A 19604-nucleotide genomic window follows, 5' to 3' on the forward strand; every position below is an offset into this window, starting at 1 on the left:
ACCAAGGGTGTCTCTAAGGTCTACAAACCGATTTGAAAAGACCAAAAACGACTATTCGCACGGCCAAACTGCATCTTCATTAAAAGACGGGTGCTGCATCTGATCACCAACGGCAATCCCAAGCCGGTCGGCCATGCCGCCATTGACCTCGAGCACCATTTGCACGCCATCACCGCCCGGAATCGGGGTTTCATCCAGCGGAATCGCCTGCTTGTGGATACGCGTGATGGTGCCGTCGGGGGTAACAAACAGCATATCAAGGGGAATCAATGTATTACGCATCCAGAACTGCGGGCTTTGCGGGCGCTCATAGACAAACAACATGCCTTCCATCATCGGCATGGATTGGACATTCATCAGCCCCTGCGCCCGTTCCGCGGGATCGTCAGCGATACTGACCTTGAAGCGCGCCTGCCCGAAATCGCCACGAATCGAGACAACATCCTCGGAACAGACTGCCTGCGCCGAGGCGGCACCGCCAAGCAAGATCATCAACAGCGCGGCGCGGATCATTTGGCGTCTGCCTTGGCCGCAACCTTGGCGGCGGCATCCCATGACAAAACTTCCGTCGCCATGCGGCCCCGTTTGCCATCCATCACCCGCAGTGTCACCGCTTCGCCGGGAAGCAGATCGGCAAGGCCGGACTGACGCAAGATTTCGACATGCACAAACACGTCCTCCGTTGAGCCAAACACATTGGCAAAGCCAAAACCCTTCGCCTTGTCAAACCACTTTACCCGCGCTGGCTCCAAAGGGGAACTGGCCATTTCTTCGGGGTCCATATCGGCAAAATCGCTCAGCCCCGCGCCGATTGGCAGGTCGGCAGTGTCGATCGAAAACACCTCGACGGCCTGCATCCCGCGTTCGGTTTCCAACACACTGAGTTCGATCGTCGCCCCGTCGGCAACAGAGCTCTGGCCAAAATTGCGCAACACATTGGCGTGCAGCAAAATGTCAGGCCCGCCGTCATCGGCAACCACAAACCCAAATCCCTTGCCGGGATCGAACCATTTTACATGCCCCCTAAGGACATGTCCGTTTTCATTTTTTTCAGTCATAATAGTAGATATTCCTGGCGCCTGGCCCCGATCGAACCACGCGCATCCCAAGCCATGTCTGCACGACAAAAGCCCCGATATTCAAGGGCCGCAAGAGGAAGATTTTTCACGAAGCGTGAAATTATGGGCTTAAACGGCTAATTTCCCAAGTGTCATTTACACCTAGGCGCGACCAACGAAAGCGGTCATGCAACCGAAACGGGCCATCCGCCCAAAACTCGATTTCCGAAGGAATGATTCTGAAGCCACCCCAAAACGGCGGGCGCGCCGGGTGCGTGCCGTGCTGCCCCGTGACCTTGGCCACCTCGGCCACGAGGGCCGCGCGTGACGACAGGGGCTGTGACTGATGCGATGCCCATGCCCCAAGCCGGCTTTTGAGCGAGCGCGACGCATAATAGGCATCCGCCTGCGGGCCTTCCTCGCGTTCCACCGTGCCGCGCACGCGGATCTGACGGCGCAGGGATTTCCAGTGCATCACAAAAGCCGCCCTGCCCGAAGCCGCCAGTTCCTGCCCCTTGGTGCTGTCGTAGTTCGTATAGAACACAAACGCTGCGTCCTCGATCTCTTTCAAAAGGACCATCCGTGCATTGGGCAGCCCGTCTGGATCGACCGTTGACAGGGCAATCGCGTTGGGGTCGTTGGGTTCGCTGCTTTCCGCTTCGGCCAGCCATGCACGTGCAATCGCGAAGGGATCTTCGCCCGCAAAAATGCCTGTTCTGTCGCTCATGATGTCACCTCTTGTGTTGCAGGTAGTCTGGCGCAAGCCGCTCGACAAGCCTGACGCAACGCGCGCATAGGCTTGATGCAGACCATTCAATCGCCTAAACCAATGCGAAACAACGCCCATTTCGGCGAGAGGGACAATAATGACTTCCAATTTGATGCAAGGTAAGCGCGGGCTGATCATGGGGCTGGCGAATGATAAATCCATCGCTTGGGGCATTGCCAAGGCCTGTTCGGATGCGGGCGCAGAACTGGCCTTTTCCTATCAGGGCGAGGCGCTGAAGAAGCGCGTCGATCCGCTGGCCGCACAACTGGGATCAGACATCGTCCTGCCCTGTGATGTGGGCGACATGGACAGCGTCGATGCGCTGTTTGCCGCGCTGGAAGCAAAGTGGGGCAAGATGGATTTTATCGTCCATGCCATTGGCTTTTCAGACAAAAACGAATTGCGTGGCCGCTATGTCGATACCAGCCGTGAAAACTTCCTGATGTCGATGGATATCTCGGTCTATTCCTTCACGGCCGTCGTCAAACGCGCCGCGGCGATGATGAACCCCGGCGGCTCTTGCCTCACTCTCACATATTACGGCGCCGAAAAGGTCATGCCGCATTATAATGTCATGGGCGTGGCCAAGGCCGCGCTCGAGGCTTCGGTGCGGTATCTGGCCGAGGATCTGGGCAAGGACGCGATCCGCGTCAACGCGATCAGTGCGGGCACGATCAAGACGCTGGCCGCCAGCGGTATCGGCGATTTCCGGCTGATCATGAAGTGGAACGAATATAACGCCCCCCTGCGCCGCACCGTGACACAGGACGAGGTCGGCAAATCCGCGCTTTATCTGCTGTCTGACCTGGGCAGTGCCGTCACCGGCGAAGTGCATCATGTCGATGCAGGCTATCACGTGGTCGGCATGAAAGCCGTGGACGCACCGGACGTGACCAAGGAATAACGCCGCGTGACCGACATTACGACCGGCCAGTTCATCGCCTTCAACCTGACGCTGCTGGCCGCGATGGCCAGCCCCGGCCCCGCCTTTCTGATGGCCGTGCGTAACGCGATTGTGCTGGGGCGGCGCGGCGGGATCGTCACCGGGGTCGGGTTGGCCTGCATGGCGGCGCTTTGGACCCTGGCGGCGTTGATGGGGCTGTCGGCCCTGTTTGTGATCGTGCCCTGGCTTTATGGCGCGCTGAAACTGGGCGGCGCGCTTTACCTGATCTATCTGGCAGTGATGCTCTGGCGGCACGCGCCCGATGATCTGGCCGCGCCCGAAAAACGCAGCGGCCGCCCGTTTCGCGCAGGATTCCTGGTGAACCTCGCCAATCCGAAATCGGTCCTGTTTGCCGCTGCCGTGATCGTGGTGATCTTTCCGGCGGGGCTTGCGCCATTGGACGCGGGATTGATCGTTGCCAATCACCTGATCGTCGAAATGGTGCTTTATACGTTCATCGCGCTGGTGTTTTCGACACCCAGGGCGCGCACCGCCTATCTGCGCGCCAAAACCCTGCTGGACCGCGGTGCCGCCTGTGTCATGGGCGCACTTGGCCTGCGATTGCTGATGACGCGCGCCCTGTGACGGTGCGTTTTCACCATACTCCCCGACACGACCCTGTGCTATGTGACCCGCCAAAGCGCTGAGCGAAAAGGATGCTGCCATGACCGACCACCGCCTGCCCCATGAAAAAGGTTTTCACATTTCCTGGGATCAGATCCACCGCGACAGCCGCGCGCTGGCCTGGCGATTGGACGGACACGGCCCCGATGATGGCGCGTGGAAGGCCGTCGTGGCCATCACCCGTGGCGGCATGGCCCCGGCCATGATTGTCGCACGCGAGCTGGACATCCGCACCGTCGATACGATTTCGGTGATGTCCTATCATTCCGGCGGCGGTGCGGCTGACCAGCGCCGCGAGGCCAAGGTGCTGAAATCGCCCGACGCCGAGACCATGGGCGACGGCACCGGCATCCTGATCGTCGATGATCTGGTGGACAGCGGCAAAACCCTCGAACTGGTCCGCGCGCTTTACCCACGGGCGCATTTCGCCACCGTCTATGCCAAACCCGAAGGCGAACCGATGGTCGATACCTTTATCACCGGCGTGTCCCAGGACACATGGATCTTCTTTCCCTGGGATATGGCCCTGCAATACGTCGAACCCTACCGCGGGAAAGACTGAAACCGACCCTCCGGGGGGAGTTGTTCTGACCAAGATGAAGACCATTTCAGCAAGCCAATCCACCTTTGCCCCCCCTGTGATGGAGGCGCGGCGCTGGCTGCAGGGTGTTCAATTCAGCCCTGATCGCCCGTTGATCAACGTCTCGCAGGCCGCCCCTGTCGATCCGCCACCCGCGCCGATGTTGCGCGCGATGGCCGATACCGTGATGATGGACGCAGGTGCGCATCTTTATGGTCCCGTGTTGGGATACGATCCCCTGCGCGCCGAAGTGGCGCAGCAATGGTCGCGCGCTTATGGGGGTCAGGTCACGCCGGAAAATGTCGCCATTACATCGGGTTGCAATCAGGCTTTTGCCGCTGCCATCGCCTGTCTGTGCGCAGCGGGCGATGATGTGATCCTGCCTGTGCCCTATTATTTCAACCACCGTATGTGGCTTGATATGGCGGGGGTGCACTGCAATGCGTTGGACACGGGCCCGACCCTGCTGCCCGACCCCGAACAGGCCGCCGCCCAGATCACGCCGCGCACCCGCGCGATCGTGCTGGTCACCCCCAATAACCCCGGCGGCGTCGAATACCCAGGCGACCTGGTGCGCGCGTTTTTCGATCTGGCCCGCGCCCATGGCATAGCGCTGATCATTGACGAAACCTACCGCGATTTTGACAGCAGGACCGGCCCGCCCCACGACCTGTTCACCGATCCCGATTGGAGCGACACGCTGATCCAGCTTTACAGCTTTTCCAAGGCCTACCGCCTGACCGGCCACCGCGTTGGCGCGATGATTGCCTGCCCTGCCCGACTGGCCGAGGCGGAGAAGTTTCTGGATACCGTCACGATCTGCCCCAACCAGATCGGCCAGCGCGCCGCCCTCTGGGGGATGCAAAACCTTGGCCAATGGCTGGCGGGCGAGCGCGCCGAAATCCTTGACCGGCGCGCGGCCATATCTGAGGGCTTTCCAGCGCTGGCCGCCAAAGGCTGGACCTTGCTGGGCTGTGGTGCCTATTTCGCCTATGTGACGCATCCATATGACATGCCGTCAAACGAACTGGCCCCGAAACTGGTGCGCGATGCGGCCGTGCTGATGCTGCCCGGCACCATGTTCATGCCGCCCGAGAATACCGCAGGTCAGCGCCAGATGCGCATCGCCTTCGCCAATATCGACCGCGCGGGAGTTGGGGAGTTGTTTGAACGGTTGGTATAGGACGCCGCGCGCCTTGGACGGGATGCGATGCATCACCTGCCCCCCATCAAGGGTGGCATTACGCAATTCCGGCCCAAACCGGACCTTGGATCAGGTCTGGGTCGGGGCCAGTGACGCGGACGAAGTTGCCATCCGATCAAGCCCACCGAGTGACCGTTTTCACAAGTGCCCTCAGGAAGAGGAGAAGACGTCAAAATTGGCTCTGTCAATTCTTCCCGTTTAGGCGCGCTATAAACGCCTCTGCTTCGTCATCAACAGGGAAAAAGGTTTCAACTCGTAACTCCTGTGCCAGTGCATTTGTTGGCATCGCAATGGATGCTATGACCGAGAATAACCTGAGCGGTGCACCTCCAAGATTTAGGCAAATCGGGAAAACGGGATTGGGGGTGTATTTCACGTCGAAATCCCACCATCTTTCGGGTAGATCTGGATGCCGCTTGATCCTGTTCAATGCCGTTCTCAGATCTTCCGGACAAAGGGCTTCGCGGTGCAGGCGCTGCACTGTTTGGGTCGCAAAGTCTTCCCAATTATCGACATGGGGCCGCAACCCCCGTGGATCGAACGCTAGATCGAGTAAGTTCAGCCGTCTCGTAGAATTTGACGGCAGATCCCCGACCAGATGCGCGATAAGGAATTGGGCCGATGCGTTCATGTCCACAATGTTCCACGTGCGATCAATCGCGAAGGACGGATTGGGATCATGCGCGGTCATCAAACGGATAACAGCTCCGTGGACGGTGGACATTTCATCGCTGTTGATATCGTGCACGGCATAAGCATCCGCCAAGCCCGCCGCACGCAGCAGCAAATTGCGGTCCCGCAGTGGAATGCCCAAAGCAGCAGACAGACGAAAAACCATGTCGCGCGAAGGTTTGGAGCGACCTGTTTCCAGGAAGCTGATGTGACGCGGGGGTGTTTCGACCTTCAAGGCAAGCTCGGCTTGCGACTGTTGCCGTTCCGAGCGCCATGATCTTAGCAGATCGCCAAAATAGGGTTGTTGAGACGTAGAGTTCATACGCTGTGCTTACCAAGAACCCGCACTACAGACCATTCCCTGTCAGGGAATTGATCCTTGTTTGGCCAATGCCCATTTTCGCAGCATATGAAACATGGAGCGACAAATGACTTTCTGGATTCTTTTGGCCCTCGGCCTCTACTTCGTTCAAACCTTATTGCCCGTTGCGTTTCGTTATAAGGGCAGCCCTGATGCCATGAAATCACGCGATGTCATGCCGGAAACCACAGCTCTCACCGGGCGTGCAGATCGCGCCTTGGCTAATGCAACAGAAGCAATGATCTTGTTTTTCCCGCTCGCATTGTTGTCTCAGGGTACAGGCGGTGCCGTGGCAGGCGCGGCGGTCTTTGTCATCGCGCGGATCGCTTATGTTCCTCTCTATCTCGCAGGTGTGCCGTTCCTGCGCACGGGTGCATGGTTGGCAGGTCTTGCGGGTCTGTTCTTGATGGCGACGTCTATTATTGGCTAACGCACAACAAGCGACAGTCACGTTTGTCGTATGATACGTTCTTAGTCCTGCGGCGGCCGAAGGAGGGCACGAATTTCCACCACGTTCTCGTCCGCTAGCGGCTATTACTACAGCTTGCAGCTTTCCGCACTCTGGGCTCCTTGCCGACCTTCGCTTCCCGACGCCCAACGGTTCGGTTTTTTCATCTTGGGCCGCTTCATGACGTAACGGCCAAACCCATCTGACATCCCTCAGCTTGCCCCCCTGCCCGACTGATCCATGCGCCGCCACTTGCACCCCCGCGCGCGGCAACTTAGACAGTGCCGACAACCGCGCGGATACAGGACCAAATCACATGGCACGCAGCAAGACTTCAAGCTTCTTTGTCTGGATCATTCTGGGCCTGTTGTTCGTCGGCCTGATGGGCTTTGGTGCGGCGGGGCTTTCGGGCAATGTGCGCACCCTTGGCACGGTTGGCGACAAGGATATTCCGATCCGCGACTACCAGAACGCCCTGCGCGACCAGATGGCCAGCTTTGGTGCCTCGATCGGCACACCGATCAGCTTTGTACAGGCGCAATCCATCGGCCTTGACCAACAGGTGTTGGCGCAGGTGATCGCCACCCGCGCCCTTGATAACGAAGCCGGCGCATTGGGGCTGTCGGTGGGCGATGCCCGGGTGCGCGCGCAGGTCATGCAAATCCCCGCCTTTCAAGGGTCGGACGGCGTATTCAACCGCGAAGGCTATGCCAGCGCCCTGCGCAGCGTCGGCCTGAACGAGGCCGAGTTCGAGACTGGCCTGCGCGAGGAAATGGCCCGCACCCTGTTGCAGGGCGCCGTGGTTTCGGGCCTGCAAACCCCCGATGCCTTTGCCAGCACGCTGGCGCAATTCGCCGGTGAAAGCCGCAGCTTCACCTGGGCCGTTGTCGATGCGGCAATGCTGGCCGATCCGTTGTCTGAACCTTCAGAGGCCGATCTGACTGCCTTTTACGAGGCCAACCCGGAACCCTTTACCAGCCTTGAAACCCGCGCCATCACCTATGTCAGCCTCACGCCCGAGATGATCCAGGATGATGTGGTCGTCGCCGAGGAAGAGTTGCGCCAGGCCTATCAGGACAACATCACCGATTTCGTCCAGGCCGAACGCCGCCTTGTGGAACGTCTGATCTATGCCGATGTCGAAAGCGCGCAGGCCGCAGCCGATCGTGCCGCCGCAGGCGAGGTCGATTTCGAGGGGCTGGTCACCGAGCGCGGCCTTGACCTTGGCCAGGTGGATATGGGTGATGTGACCGAGTCCGAGTTGAGCGATGCCGGCCCGACCATCTTTGCGTCCGAGCTGGGCGCGGTCATCGGCCCGCTCGAGACCCTGCTTGGCCCGGCGCTGTTTCGTGTGAACGCCGTATTGGCCGCCCGCGAAGTCAGCTTTGAAGAGGCCCGCGACGATCTGCGTGAAGAACGCGCGGGCGTCCGCGCCCGCCGCAACATCGAAAACAGCATTGAGCAGGTGAACGATCTGTTGGCCGGTGGCGCGACCCTCGCCGATGTGGCCGAACGCACGGACATGCAGTTGGGCACGCTGGACTGGACTGTCGAAACGACCGAAGGCATCGCCGCCTACGCCGCCTTTCGCGATGCGGCCGAAGTCGCCCAGGTGGGTACCTTCCCCGAATTGCTGGAACTGGAAGACGGCGGTATCTTCGCTTTGCAGGTTGACGCGATCACACCGCCTGCCCTGCGCCCGCTTGAAGCGGTGCGCGCGCAGGTGATCGCCGGATGGGAAGCCGCCCGGACACAGGAGCTGGTCATGGCGCAGGCCCGCGCCCTGGCAGACCAGATCGACGCCGAGACAGATTTCGCCACGCTTGAATTGGCGCCCAACATCGCCGCCGGACAAACCCGGCGCGGCTTTATCGAAGGCACACCGCCCGGGTTCCTTGACACCGTCTTTGAGATGGCCGTGGATGATGTTTCGGTTGTAGATCGGGCGGGCGAAGGCGCGGTCATCGTCCGTCTGGACGCCATTGCCGCCCCTGACATCTCCGATGAAACTGTCGCCGCGCAACAGGCCCAGATCGCCGAGACCGCCGCTGCGGGCATCGCGCAGGATATCTTTGAGATTTTCAACCGCGATGTGCAAATCCGCACCGATGTCGATATCAACCAGAATGCCGTGAACGCGGTGCATGCGGCGTTCCAATAGGCTGTTGTGATGGCGCTCACCCCTGATTTTGACAGTTTTGCCGCCCGTTATGATGCGGGCGAAAATCAGGTGGTCTATACCCGTCTGGCCGCTGATCTGGACACGCCCGTATCGCTGATGCTGAAACTGTCAAACGCGGGCAAGGATGCCTTCATGCTGGAAAGCGTGACGGGGGGCGAAGTGCGCGGGCGCTATTCCATCGTCGGCATGAAACCCGATCTGATCTGGCGCTGCAATGGCAGGGTGTCCGAAGTGAACCGCAACGCCCGCTTTGACGAAGACGGGTTTACGGCGCTGGACGGCAATCCGCTTGAGACCCTGCGCGCGTTGATCGCCGAAAGCCGTATTGACCTGCCCGCCGATCTGCCTGCCGCCAGTGCGGGGCTGTTCGGCTATCTGGGCTATGACATGATCCGCCTTGTGGAACATCTGCCCGATGTGAACCCCGATCCGCTGGGCCTGCCTGACGGGGTGATGATGCGCCCCTCGGTGGTGGCCGTGCTGGACGGGGTCAAGGGCGATGTGATCCTTGTGGCCCCCGCCTATGCCGCATCAGGTCTGTCGGCCAAGGCCGCCTATGCCCAGGCCGCAGAACGGGTGATGGATGCGCAGCGCGCGCTGGAAAACCCTGCCATGGACAGCCGCGCGCTGGGTCAGGCCCGCGACACGGGCGCGCCGGTGTCGAATTTTGCGCACGCCGATTATCTGGCCGCCGTGGAAAAAGCCAAGGATTACATCCGCGCAGGCGACATCTTTCAGGTGGTGCCATCGCAACGCTGGACCCAGGATTTTCACGAACCGCCCTTCGCGCTTTATCGCAGCTTGCGGCGCACCAACCCGTCGCCGTTCATGTTCTTTTTCAACTTTGGCGGTTTTCAGGTGATTGGCGCGTCGCCCGAAATTCTGGTCCGCGTCTTTGGCAATGAAATCACCATTCGCCCGATCGCAGGCACCCGCCCGCGCGGCGCAACCCCGGCCGAAGATAACGCCAACGAAGCTGACCTGATGGCCGACAAAAAGGAACTGGCCGAGCACCTGATGCTGCTTGATCTGGGCCGCAACGATGTGGGGCGTGTTGCCAAGATTGGCTCGGTCAAACCAACCGAACAATTCATTGTCGAACGCTACAGCCACGTCATGCACATCGTATCCAACGTGGTCGGCGAACTGTCCGAGGATCAGGACGCCCTGTCAGCCTTTTTCGCAGGCATGCCAGCTGGCACCGTATCAGGCGCGCCCAAGGTCCGCGCGATGGAAATCATCGACGAGCTGGAGCCCGAAAAGCGCGGCGTTTACGGCGGCGGCTGTGGCTACTTCTCGGCCAATGGCGACATGGACATGTGCATCGCCCTGCGCACCGCCGTCTTGAAGGACGAAAAGCTCTATATTCAGGCTGGTGGCGGCGTCGTCTATGACAGCGACCCCGAGGCGGAATATCAAGAAACCGTGCATAAATCCAACGCGATCCGCCGCGCCGCAGCCGATGCCGCGATGTTTCGGGATGGCGGAAACTAGCGACGACACACCGGACGCCGATTTGAGGAGTGACTGCTTTGCGGACAAAGCGGACCTTCGCATGAAGGCCGGATGCCGTTTTCAAACCTATTTCGTCTCGTTGCGATGTAAGGTTTTTGCCGCGATAGCCACCGCATTGCGTCACATGCCAGACGTATGGTGGCGGATGCCATTCAAGGCGACGAACTGTTCCAGACTGCCTACGCCATTCGGGATGGGGTCACTGCATGAAACAAGATCACAATAGTTGATGGGCGATTTGATCTGCTTGCATGATGGTGTAGCCAATCAGAATGGAACCGCCTGTAACATCCCCCAAACTCGCGGAGATAATTGGTGCCTTCGAGACTGCCGATATCGAGCGCGCCAACGCGCTTTTCGAAACTGCAGGCGGTGACCAATTCGCATTCCGGAACGGGTTTGATGCATTGGGCCAGGTTCTTGCCGTCATGCCGTCTGACCATTGGCGCCGGAACGAAGCAGCCTTTTGCAGTTGGGTTGTTTACTTGTGCAAGTTCGGGCAGGCAGCCCGTGCATCCGGCCATCTCAACGACCCGGATCTTGAGTTCGATAAAACGGTCCGATTCACGATCGTCGAATTGCTTGTGGCAATCCATCTTGGCGATCCGATTGATTCGGCCGATATTGAACGCTGGATCTATCTCGAGCGGACCCTGCCCATTGCGGAACCTCTAACAAGCGGCCTCTACTACAACGCGATGCTCGCCATCCTGGTGCGGGTGGGGCGGCTGACCGAAGCGCGTTCCTTCGGGGTGCGCGCCATTTCCGCGTTCAAGGCGGCACACCATTGGCACCTTGAACATTTCATTCACCTCCACCTTGCGGACCTATCCATCAACGAGGGCCATCTGCGCCGCGGACGCAGGCATCTGTATTCCGCGAAGATTTGTCTTGAAAAATCGGGTGAAGCGCACGGCAACGAAGAGCAGCTCAGCGAAATCATTTCCCTCGTTCTGGATTACGAAACCGGCAATTTTGCGCATATCCCTGCGCGAGGCGCAGAGCTGCGAACATCGCTTATCGAAGGCGACAGCTGGGCCGAGATTTTCAACCAGCTGGCTCGTATCACAATCCTGTCGCTTTATTTCACGGCGGGGCGGCGGGCGGCTCTTGCCGAACTGGCTGAATTTCAGGTCGGCTACGCCCAACGCCACGGTCGCCATTCAGACGTGCTGGCCCTGCTGGAGATTGAGATCGACCGGCTGGATCACAGTCTTGGCGGGGCCGAACAGGCCATCGCGCGGCTGGACCCCGACAATCTGCGCGGACCCATCGGATCCATCCTGCTCAGCGGGATCAGGGCGGCCTTGGGACGTCAGAACGCCACTTTGACACATGTGGCTGGCCCAAGGGCGGCCTTGAATGCAACACTTGTGGAGGCCGCACAGGCAAGCGGCCAGGCGCGCCGCCGACTTGTTCAACACGCGTTCCTTCTGGCCGTTCGCGAAAGCCATGTGGCCCCCTTTGTGGAAAACCGCGAAACCCTGTCCGGTTTGGGCAGCCAGCTTACGGCAAGTGGCTTTGTGCGCGGTCACGTGCAGACAGGGCGCATGGTGCGCAAGGTTCTTCGGACGGTCGAGCAGAGCTATTGGGTGCCGGAACGATTGCGCGATCTGGGCGTGACGCACAAACAACTGCGGGTGCTGACGGCCCTTCAATCGGGCGCAACCAACAAGGAAATAGGTCGTTTGCTGGGGCTGAGCGAGGCGACGGTCAAGTTCCACCTCACCAAACTATATCGTGCGACCGGTGTGCGAAAGAGAGGTGAACTTATTGAAATAACGATGGGAATTTAGACTTTGTAAGAAAGCTATACTTTTTATCCAAAGGACTATCCATATTTTGAGTCCGTTGCGCGCTGAATGGCGGACTACGGTGAAGGTAGGGGGATAGAAAGCCCATGCTGTTATACCTGTTCCGACGGGGCGCATCGCTGTTATTCGTTCTGTTGGGCCTTGCCATTCTAATATTCGTGATCGCGCGCATTGTGCCGGGCGATCCGGCACGAATTGCCCTCGGGCCGCTTGCCACGCCCGAACAGGTCGCCGAGTTGCGCCTGGAGATGGGGCTGGATCAGCCGTTCTTCGTGCAACTCGGAACATATCTGACAAACCTTGCCCAGGGCGACCTTGGTAAATCCCTCCTGACATCGCGTCCGGTGATGGATGATATCCTCAGCGCGCTGCCCGCGACGTTCGAATTGGTACTTTTCACGATCATCCTGCAGATCATCATTTCCATCCCGCTGGGCATTCTCGCGGCAGTCTATCGCAACACCTGGGTCGATAACGTCATCCGCGTCATTTCCCTGATCGGCGTGGTTACGCCGGGGTTTGTGCTGGCGATCCTGCTGCAGCTGAGTGCGGCCATGTATTTCGGGTTCTTCCCCATCACCGGGCGGCTAGATCCTTCAATCGTGTTTGATGCCGATATCACAGGCCTGTTGCTGGTCGACGGGTTGCTCAAGGGCCGCATGGATGTCGTGGCCGATGCCATACGTCACTTGTTCCTGCCCTCGATTGCCCTTGCGGCGGCGGGGATCGGGCAGATTGTGCGGATCACGCGCTCAGCGATGATCGAAGTGGCCAGCCGCGACTTCATCGAAGCCTCGCGCGCCTATGGCATTCCCGAACGGGTCGTGCGGTTCCGCTACATGCTGCGCGTGGCCGCAGTGGCCCCGCTGACGATCCTGGGGCTGGAATTCGCATCGCTGATCGGCAACGCCTTCATCGTTGAATTCGTTTTCTCGTGGCCCGGCATCGCCAGCTACGGGGTGCGCACGATCCTGCAAAAAGACCTCAACGCGGTGATCGGGGTCGTCCTTGTGTCCGGCGTGTTCTTCGTCATCGCAAATCTCACCATCGACATCATTCTCGGCGTGCTCGACCCACGCCACCGCCTGCGCGAAGGGAGGAGCAAATGAGCGCTTCTGACATGCCCCAGGACCAGCGCGTGCTGACCTCGCGCCAGATGGCGTTCTATCGCTTCAGCCGAAACCCTGCGGCGCTGGTCGGCGCGGTGATCGTTCTCAGCGTGATCATCGCCGCCATCTTTGCGCCGCTACTGGCGCCGTCACCCGAAAGTGCGGGGTCTTTCGTGGACTTCCGCAACCGTCATGCCGCGCCCTCATGGGGTCATTGGATGGGCACCGACAACGTCGGGCGCGACGTGTTCAGCCGGGTGCTCTTTGGCTACCGCGTCTCGCTAGGTCTGGTCGTGGGCGTGTTGGGCGTCGCCGTGCCGTTGGGGGTGATCCTCGGGTTGCTGGCGGGGTACTTCGGCGGCTGGACCGAAACGATTATCATGCGGTTTACCGACATCATGCTGGCCTTGCCGCCGCTGGCCATGGCGCTGGCCATCACGGCTGTCCTGTCACCCAACCTCGTCAACGCGATGATCGCGATCACCCTGCTGTGGTGGACGTGGCACACGCGCCTGATCTACCGCATCGTCAAGGCGCAGATGAACGAGGATTACGTCGAAGCGGCCCAGATCGCAGGCGCCTCGCATTTCCACATCCTGTTTCGCGAACTTCTGCCGAATTGCATTTCCGCCATCGCGGTCAAAATCTCGCTCGATGCGGGGTTCGTGATTCTGTTCGGGGCCTCGCTGTCCTTCCTCGGCCTCGGCATCCAGCCCCCCACGCCGGATCTCGGCACCATGGTCGCCACGGGGGCCGAATACATGCCCGAAATGTGGTGGCAGGCGGTGATGCCGGGCCTTGCAATCCTCTACGCCATTCTGGGGTTCAACCTGCTGGGCGACGGGCTGCGTGACATGCTGGACGTCGAATTATGAGCGCGCTGTTGGACATCCAGAACCTGTCCATCGGGTTCCGTGCCTATGGCCAGTATCGCAAGGTGCTCCAGGACGTCTCCATGACCGTGGGCGAAGGCGAACGGGTTTCCCTGATCGGGCAATCGGGGTCGGGCAAGACGGTGACGATGCGCACCATCATCGGCACCCTGCCCATGCCCCCCGGCGAGGTCGAGGCCGGGACAATCACCTACGCAGGCCGCTCCCTGCTTGATCTCAACAAGATCGAACGCAACAAGCTCAAGGGCACGGGCATTTCCATCGTCCTGCAAGACCCGATGCTGTCGTTTAATCCGGTGCTGACCATCGGGCGGCAGATGGACGATATCGTCCGCTACGCTGACATGCGGCTGGGGCAGTCGCGCACCGCGGCCCAGCGGCAGGCGCATATCCTCGACACGCTGGCCAAGGTGCAATTGTCCGACGGGGCGCGCATTCTGGACAGCTATCCGATCATGTTGTCAGGCGGCATGCGCCAGCGCGTCCTGATCGGCATGGCCCTGCTCAACAAACCCCGTCTGTTGATCGCCGATGAACCGGGCACAGCGCTGGACGTCACCACGCAGGACGAAATCCTCGCTTTGCTGAATTCCCTCGTGGCCGAAGAGGGGCTGTCGCTCTTGCTGATCACCCACAACCTCGGGGTGGTGCGCGAAATGGCGGACCGCGTTTATGTGATGGACAAGGGCCGCATCGTCGAGGACGGCACGAAAGACGCCATATTCTCGAACCCTCAGCATCCCTACACCAAAAGCCTGATGGCCGCGGTGCCGCCGCTCTATGGCCCGGATGTGGTGACTGTCGAGAACCACCATACGGAAACCGACCCCGCGATTTCGATCCAAAGTATCTCAAAGGATTTTATCGCCCGCAGCGGTTTCTTCAACCAGACCAAGACCGCGCACCGCGCCGTTGATGACGTGTCGATTGACGTGCGGCCGGGCGATATTTTCGGGCTGGCCGGTGAAAGCGGATCAGGCAAAACGACGCTTGCCAAAATGACCCTCGGGCTGATCGACCCGACAGCGGGCGCGATCCGCGTCGACGGGCGGGACATCCGCCAGATCGCCGGAACGTCGGATTTCCGCAAGTTGATCCAGATCGTTTACCAAAACCCCGGTTCCTCGTTGAACCCGCGCCGGACCATCGTGGACCAGATTGCGGTGCCGCTAAAATTCACTGGTCATGACACGACGCGGATCAAATCACGCGTCGGCGAATTGCTCGAAATGGTCGATCTGCCCGCGGACATGGCCAATATGTATCCACATGAACTCTCGGGCGGGCAGAAGCAGCGGGTTGCCATCGCCCGCGCGCTTTCGGTCAACCCGCGCATTCTGGTGCTGGATGAACCGACCTCCGCGCTGGACGTGCTGGTGCAATCCACCGTGATCGACCTGTTGCACCGCCTGCGCGACGAATTCGACCTGACCTATCTTTTCATCAGCCACGATTTGTCGCTGATGCGCAATTTTTGCAATCGCGTCGGGATCATGCTGCGCGGTCGCATCGTCGAAGAAGGGCCGGTCGCCGATGTCTTCGGCGCCCCCGCCCACGCCTACACCCGCGCGCTTCTGTCCGCCATTCCGGTCACCACGGACGAGGCCGAGGCGCAAAAACCAATCGTCAGCAAAGCAGAACGCGCGGCGGTCCTGAACCCGTCGACCGCAATGGAAGGATAAACATGATACGAATTGGCGTAGATGTCGGCGGCACAAACACCGACGCGGTCCTGATGGACGGTGACAAGATCCTCGCAGGCGTAAAATCCCCCACTACCGAAGACGTCATGTCCGGCGTGGCTGAAAGCATCACCAAGGTGCTGGATCAATCCGGCATGCCCGCCGCGAAGGTGGCCGCCGTGATGATCGGCACAACCCACTTCGTGAATGCCGTGGTCGAACGCCGCCATATGGTGCGCACCGCCGCTGTGCGCCTTTGTCTGCCCGCGGCACAATGCCTGCCCCCCATGGTCGATTGGCCCGATGACATTCGCGAGGCCGTGGGTGGCAAATACTGGCTGGCCAAGGGCGGCAATGAATTCGATGGCCGCGAGATCAACGCGCTCGACATGGCGGAACTTGACGGCATCGCTGCCGAGATCGCCGAGGCAGGCATCGACACGATCGCCATTTCCTCGATCTTCTCACCGGTCAACGACGCGATGGAACGCCAGGCGATGGAGCAGATGCAGAAGCGGCTGCCGGACGCCAATTTTACCCTGTCCTCGGAAATCGGCCGTCTGGGCATTCTGGAACGCGAAAATGCGGCCATCATGAACGCCTCTTTGCGCAGCCTGTCGGCCAGAACCGTCACAGCCTTTACCGAGGCCCTGGCGCAGGTTGGCCTGACCTGTCCCTATTACATCACCCAGAATGACGGCACATTGATGAACCGCGATTTCGTGCAGGCCTATCCGGTGCTGACCTTCGCCAGCGGGCCGACCAATTCGATGCGCGGGGCGTCGTTCCTGTCCGGTGAGTCCGATGCCATTGTCGTTGATATCGGCGGCACGACAACAGATGTGGGCGCGCTTGTCAAAGGGTTCCCGCGGCAGGCAAGCACCACGGTCGATGTGGGCGGCGTGCGCACCAATTTCCGCATGCCTGATGTCTATTCCATCGCCCTTGGCGGCGGCACGATCGTCGCGGGCGACGGCGATAGCATGACCGTGGGCCCCCGCTCCGTGGGCTACCGCATCTTGCAAGACGCGCTGGTGTTTGGCGGCGACACGCTGACCACGACAGACGTTGTCTCGGCCATGGGCCTTGCGGATGTGGGCGATGTGTCCAAGGTCGCGGGGCTGGACAAGGCGCACCTTCAGAACGCCAAGGCACGGATTGACGAAATGGTGCACAACGCGGTTGAGCGGATGCGCGTGTCGCCTGACCCGATCCCGATCCTTGCCGTCGGCGGCGGGTCGATCCTGATGCCCGACACCATGGGCGAATTGAACGTGATCCGGCCCGAACATTATTCCGTGGCCAATGCCGTTGGGGCTGCAATTGGCCAGATTTCCGGCGAGGTCGATCGCATTTTCTCGCTTGAAAAAACCACCCGCGAAGACGCTCTCGCCGAAGCCCGAAAAGAAGCCACACAAAAGGCGATCACCGCAGGCGCACATCCCGACAGCATCGAATTGCTCGATCAGGAAGATGTGCCGCTGGCCTATCTGCCCGGCGGTGCCACACGCATTCGCCTCAAGGTCGTGGGGTCGATGAATGGCTGACAGCATGCGCGAAGTAACGCTCGAGGATCTGGACGCGCTCGAAATCGGCGCAGCGATCCTTGGAACAGGCGGGGGCGGCAACCCCTATATCGGCAAACTGCGCGTCCGCGAGGAGCTGCGCAAAGGGCGCACCATTCCCGTCATCCCGCTGGATGAGCTACCCGACGATGCGCTGGTCGTGTCGCTGGGCGGGATCGGCGCGCCCGTTGTGGGCGTCGAGAAGATCGAGGAAGGCGAAGAGTGTTTGCGCGCCCTGCGTGCCGTAGAACAGGAGGTCGGCCGCAAGGTCGATGCCCTGATCTCTGCCGAAATCGGCGGCGCCAATTCCATGGAGCCGATGTTGACGGCGGCGCAGGCGGGCCTGCCGGTGGTGGACGGCGACGGCATGGGCCGTGCCTTTCCTGAAATGCAGATGATCACATGGTCGATCTACGGCCAACGGTCCGCGCCTGCTGCCATGGCCGACGAAAAAGGCAACGTGGTGGTGTTCCGTGACACGCCCAGCGACAAATGGCTCGAAGACCTCGCGCGGGCCACCGTGGTTGCCATGGGGGCCGCCGCCGGTCTGGCGCAGGCCCCGATGCGTGGTGAATTCATCAAACGCGCGGCCATTCCGGGCACGGTGACGCAAGCCCGCAATCTGGGCCGCGCGGTGCTGGATGCCAACCGCAACCACACCGACCCCGTGCAGGCCGTCATAGACCACGAAGGCGGGCGGCTTCTGATGACGGCCAAGATCAGCGATCTTGAACGCCACCTGAAGGGCGGCTTTGCCGTGGGCCACCTTGATCTGGACGGGTTCGGCGATTTTCAGGGCGACAGCGGCAGGATTGATTTGCAAAACGAATTCCTGATTTTCACGCGCAACGACGTGGTCGAAGTCTGCGTGCCCGACCTGATCGTCGTGTTGGATGCCGATACGGGCCACCCGATCACCACTGAAATGCTGCGCTACGGCCAGCGGATCGCCGTTCTCGGCCTGCCGTGCCACGCCTTGCTGCGCACGCCCGAGGCCCTGGCCGTCGTCGGGCCGACTGCCTTCGGCTACCCGGATGTCACGTTCGAACCGATGGTCGCCAAGGGAGGATCATGATGAAACCGATCAAGCAGATCAGACTGGATGATATGGGGCATATCGCCCTTGGCGGTGCCTTTCTGGGCACCGGCGGCGGCGGCGACCCCTACATCGGCAAATTGATGGCGGAACAGGCGATCCGCGCCACCGGCCCCGTGCGCGTGATCGACGTTGACGACCTCGCAGATGACGCACTGGTTGTCCCCGTGGCGATGATGGGCGCGCCCACTGTGATGCTCGAAAAACTGCCCCGCGGCGACGAGGCCATTTCCGCCCTGCGCGCGCTTGAGGCTGTGCTGGGCCGCAAGGCCGATGCGATCTTCACGATCGAGGCGGGCGGGCTGAATTCCACCATCCCCATCGCGGTTGCCGCCACCGCGGGCCTGCCCATTGTCGATGGCGACGGCATGGGCCGCGCCTTTCCCGAATTGCAGATGGTGTCGATGACCATGGCGGGGGTTGCGGCCTGCCCGATGACCATGGCCGATGAAAAGGGCAACGCGATCACCCTGAACACGGTCGACAATCTCTCGACCGAAAAATTTGCGCGGTCCATCACCGTTGAAATGGGTGGCGCGGGGCTGATCGCGCTTTATCCGATGACAGGGGCCGAGGCGAAAAAGGCCACCCTGCGCGGCTCCATGTCGTTGATCCACAACATCGGCAAGATCGTCGAGGAAGAACAGGCCGCCAATCGCAACTGCGCGGATCGCCTCGCGCGTGAATTGGACGGCATCCGCCTGTTCGAAGGGCGCGTGATGGACGTGGACCGGCGCACCACCGGTGGCTTTGCGCGCGGCACCGCCCTGATCGAAGGGCTTGAGGGCTTTGCGGGGCGCACCATGCGGCTGCATTTCCAGAACGAATTTCTGGTCGCCGAAACCGACGACGGCACCGCCCTTGCCACCACCCCCGATCTGATCTGCCTGCTGGATCTGGAAACGGGCGTTCCAATTACCACCGAAACGATGGGCTACGGTTTCCGTGTCATCGTTTTCGGCCTGCCTTGCGATCCCGCATGGCGCAGCGACCACGGCCTGCAACTCGTTGGGCCCCGCTACTTTGGCTACGAGCACGACTACGTTCCAATAGAAGACCTTTGAAGGTCCGCCCACACCTGAACCCAAC

General features: G+C 60.6%; 18 protein-coding genes. 14 read left to right on the forward strand and 4 right to left on the reverse strand.

Features of this window, described 5'->3' with window-relative positions; all coding sequences use genetic code 11:
* Positions 1 to 51: 51 nt before the first annotated feature.
* The 3 genes from FTO60_RS08320 to pdxH all read right to left on the reverse strand — a co-directional run bounded on the left by FTO60_RS08320 (position 52) and on the right by pdxH (position 1785).
* The gene (locus tag FTO60_RS08320; protein WP_148055524.1) at positions 52 to 513 is read right to left on the reverse strand and encodes a DUF192 domain-containing protein; all 462 of its coding nucleotides are present in this window, start codon (positions 511 to 513) and stop codon (positions 52 to 54) included.
* Entirely contained in the window at positions 510 to 1058 is a 549-nt protein-coding gene (locus FTO60_RS08325; protein WP_148055525.1) for a cold-shock protein, read from the reverse strand. The genes FTO60_RS08320 and FTO60_RS08325 overlap by 4 nt, the downstream gene beginning before the upstream one ends.
* A gap of 121 nt (positions 1059 to 1179) precedes the next feature.
* Positions 1180 to 1785, reverse strand: coding sequence for a pyridoxamine 5'-phosphate oxidase (gene pdxH / locus FTO60_RS08330; RefSeq protein ID WP_148055526.1), 606 nt, complete (start codon positions 1783 to 1785; stop codon positions 1180 to 1182).
* Between the two features lie 139 nt (positions 1786 to 1924).
* On the opposite strand from pdxH, the gene fabI reads away from it, so the two are divergent.
* The 4 genes from fabI to FTO60_RS08350 all read left to right on the forward strand — a co-directional run bounded on the left by fabI (position 1925) and on the right by FTO60_RS08350 (position 5157).
* On the forward strand, positions 1925 to 2731 hold the full coding sequence (gene fabI / locus FTO60_RS08335; RefSeq protein ID WP_148055527.1) for an enoyl-ACP reductase FabI: 807 nt from the start codon (positions 1925 to 1927) through the stop codon (positions 2729 to 2731).
* Between the two features lie 6 nt (positions 2732 to 2737).
* Complete coding sequence (locus FTO60_RS08340) at positions 2738 to 3355, forward strand: LysE family translocator (RefSeq protein ID WP_148055528.1); 618 nt, start codon at positions 2738 to 2740, stop codon at positions 3353 to 3355.
* 79 nt (positions 3356 to 3434) lie between these two features.
* Positions 3435 to 3956, forward strand: coding sequence for a xanthine phosphoribosyltransferase (gene gpt / locus FTO60_RS08345; protein WP_148055529.1), 522 nt, complete (start codon positions 3435 to 3437; stop codon positions 3954 to 3956).
* Positions 3957 to 3990: 34 nt separating this feature from the next.
* Complete coding sequence (locus tag FTO60_RS08350; protein ID WP_148055530.1) at positions 3991 to 5157, forward strand: aminotransferase; 1167 nt, start codon at positions 3991 to 3993, stop codon at positions 5155 to 5157.
* Positions 5158 to 5362: 205 nt separating this feature from the next.
* On the opposite strand, the gene FTO60_RS08355 is transcribed toward FTO60_RS08350, so the two are convergent.
* Positions 5363 to 6172 (reverse strand): helix-turn-helix domain-containing protein, encoded by an 810-nt coding sequence (locus FTO60_RS08355; RefSeq protein ID WP_148055531.1) that lies wholly within the window; start codon positions 6170 to 6172, stop codon positions 5363 to 5365.
* Between the two features lie 106 nt (positions 6173 to 6278).
* Between FTO60_RS08355 and FTO60_RS08360 the strand changes: the two genes are divergently transcribed.
* The 10 genes from FTO60_RS08360 (at position 6279) to FTO60_RS08405 (ending at position 19579) form a co-directional block, all read left to right on the forward strand.
* Positions 6279 to 6641, forward strand: coding sequence for an MAPEG family protein (locus FTO60_RS08360; RefSeq protein ID WP_172623849.1), 363 nt, complete (start codon positions 6279 to 6281; stop codon positions 6639 to 6641).
* Between the two features lie 334 nt (positions 6642 to 6975).
* Positions 6976 to 8820, forward strand: a complete 1845-nt coding sequence (locus FTO60_RS08365) for a SurA N-terminal domain-containing protein (protein WP_148055533.1) — start codon at positions 6976 to 6978, stop codon at positions 8818 to 8820.
* 9 nt (positions 8821 to 8829) lie between these two features.
* A complete protein-coding gene (trpE, locus tag FTO60_RS08370; RefSeq protein WP_148055534.1) occupies positions 8830 to 10335 on the forward strand; it encodes an anthranilate synthase component I in 1506 nt (501 codons plus the stop codon).
* Positions 10336 to 10628: 293 nt separating this feature from the next.
* Positions 10629 to 12152, forward strand: coding sequence for a LuxR family transcriptional regulator (locus FTO60_RS08375; RefSeq protein ID WP_148055535.1), 1524 nt, complete (start codon positions 10629 to 10631; stop codon positions 12150 to 12152).
* A 104-nt stretch (positions 12153 to 12256) separates the two neighbouring features.
* Positions 12257 to 13279, forward strand: a complete 1023-nt coding sequence (locus FTO60_RS08380) for an ABC transporter permease (RefSeq protein ID WP_148055536.1) — start codon at positions 12257 to 12259, stop codon at positions 13277 to 13279.
* The gene (locus tag FTO60_RS08385) at positions 13276 to 14154 is read left to right on the forward strand and encodes an ABC transporter permease (RefSeq protein WP_148055537.1); all 879 of its coding nucleotides are present in this window, start codon (positions 13276 to 13278) and stop codon (positions 14152 to 14154) included. Before FTO60_RS08380 ends, FTO60_RS08385 begins: the two co-directional genes overlap by 4 nt.
* Positions 14151 to 15854: an ABC transporter ATP-binding protein gene (locus tag FTO60_RS08390; protein ID WP_148055538.1), complete on the forward strand. Its 1704-nt coding sequence runs from the start codon at positions 14151 to 14153 to the stop codon at positions 15852 to 15854. Before FTO60_RS08385 ends, FTO60_RS08390 begins: the two co-directional genes overlap by 4 nt.
* A 2-nt stretch (positions 15855 to 15856) precedes the next feature.
* Positions 15857 to 17401, forward strand: coding sequence for a hydantoinase/oxoprolinase N-terminal domain-containing protein (locus tag FTO60_RS08395; protein WP_148055539.1), 1545 nt, complete (start codon positions 15857 to 15859; stop codon positions 17399 to 17401).
* The gene (locus tag FTO60_RS08400; RefSeq protein WP_148055540.1) at positions 17394 to 18494 is read left to right on the forward strand and encodes a DUF917 domain-containing protein; all 1101 of its coding nucleotides are present in this window, start codon (positions 17394 to 17396) and stop codon (positions 18492 to 18494) included. Before FTO60_RS08395 ends, FTO60_RS08400 begins: the two co-directional genes overlap by 8 nt.
* Complete coding sequence (locus FTO60_RS08405) at positions 18491 to 19579, forward strand: DUF917 domain-containing protein (protein WP_254696759.1); 1089 nt, start codon at positions 18491 to 18493, stop codon at positions 19577 to 19579. Before FTO60_RS08400 ends, FTO60_RS08405 begins: the two co-directional genes overlap by 4 nt.
* Positions 19580 to 19604: the final 25 nt, after the last annotated feature.

It is taken from the genome of Octadecabacter sp. SW4 (assembly GCF_008065155.1).
In the GTDB taxonomy this organism is placed as follows: domain Bacteria; phylum Pseudomonadota; class Alphaproteobacteria; order Rhodobacterales; family Rhodobacteraceae; genus SW4.

Bases quoted from the DNA above. Each gene is read 5' to 3' on its own strand.
- FTO60_RS08320 (WP_148055524.1), bottom strand. From the start codon at position 513: ATGATCCGCGCCGCGCTGTTGATGATCTTGCTTGGCGGTGCCGCCTCG.
- FTO60_RS08325 (WP_148055525.1), bottom strand. From the start codon at position 1,058: ATGACTGAAAAAAATGAAAACGGACATGTCCTTAGGGGGCATGTAAAA.
- pdxH (WP_148055526.1), bottom strand. From the start codon at position 1,785: ATGAGCGACAGAACAGGCATTTTTGCGGGCGAAGATCCCTTCGCGATT.
- fabI (WP_148055527.1), top strand. From the start codon at position 1,925: ATGACTTCCAATTTGATGCAAGGTAAGCGCGGGCTGATCATGGGGCTG.
- gpt (WP_148055529.1), top strand. From the start codon at position 3,435: ATGACCGACCACCGCCTGCCCCATGAAAAAGGTTTTCACATTTCCTGG.
- FTO60_RS08350 (WP_148055530.1), top strand. From the start codon at position 3,991: ATGAAGACCATTTCAGCAAGCCAATCCACCTTTGCCCCCCCTGTGATG.
- FTO60_RS08355 (WP_148055531.1), bottom strand. From the start codon at position 6,172: ATGAACTCTACGTCTCAACAACCCTATTTTGGCGATCTGCTAAGATCA.
- FTO60_RS08360 (WP_172623849.1), top strand. From the start codon at position 6,279: ATGACTTTCTGGATTCTTTTGGCCCTCGGCCTCTACTTCGTTCAAACC.
- FTO60_RS08365 (WP_148055533.1), top strand. From the start codon at position 6,976: ATGGCACGCAGCAAGACTTCAAGCTTCTTTGTCTGGATCATTCTGGGC.
- trpE (WP_148055534.1), top strand. From the start codon at position 8,830: ATGGCGCTCACCCCTGATTTTGACAGTTTTGCCGCCCGTTATGATGCG.
- FTO60_RS08375 (WP_148055535.1), top strand. From the start codon at position 10,629: ATGGAACCGCCTGTAACATCCCCCAAACTCGCGGAGATAATTGGTGCC.
- FTO60_RS08380 (WP_148055536.1), top strand. From the start codon at position 12,257: ATGCTGTTATACCTGTTCCGACGGGGCGCATCGCTGTTATTCGTTCTG.
- FTO60_RS08385 (WP_148055537.1), top strand. From the start codon at position 13,276: ATGAGCGCTTCTGACATGCCCCAGGACCAGCGCGTGCTGACCTCGCGC.
- FTO60_RS08390 (WP_148055538.1), top strand. From the start codon at position 14,151: ATGAGCGCGCTGTTGGACATCCAGAACCTGTCCATCGGGTTCCGTGCC.
- FTO60_RS08395 (WP_148055539.1), top strand. From the start codon at position 15,857: ATGATACGAATTGGCGTAGATGTCGGCGGCACAAACACCGACGCGGTC.
- FTO60_RS08400 (WP_148055540.1), top strand. From the start codon at position 17,394: ATGGCTGACAGCATGCGCGAAGTAACGCTCGAGGATCTGGACGCGCTC.
- FTO60_RS08405 (WP_254696759.1), top strand. From the start codon at position 18,491: ATGATGAAACCGATCAAGCAGATCAGACTGGATGATATGGGGCATATC.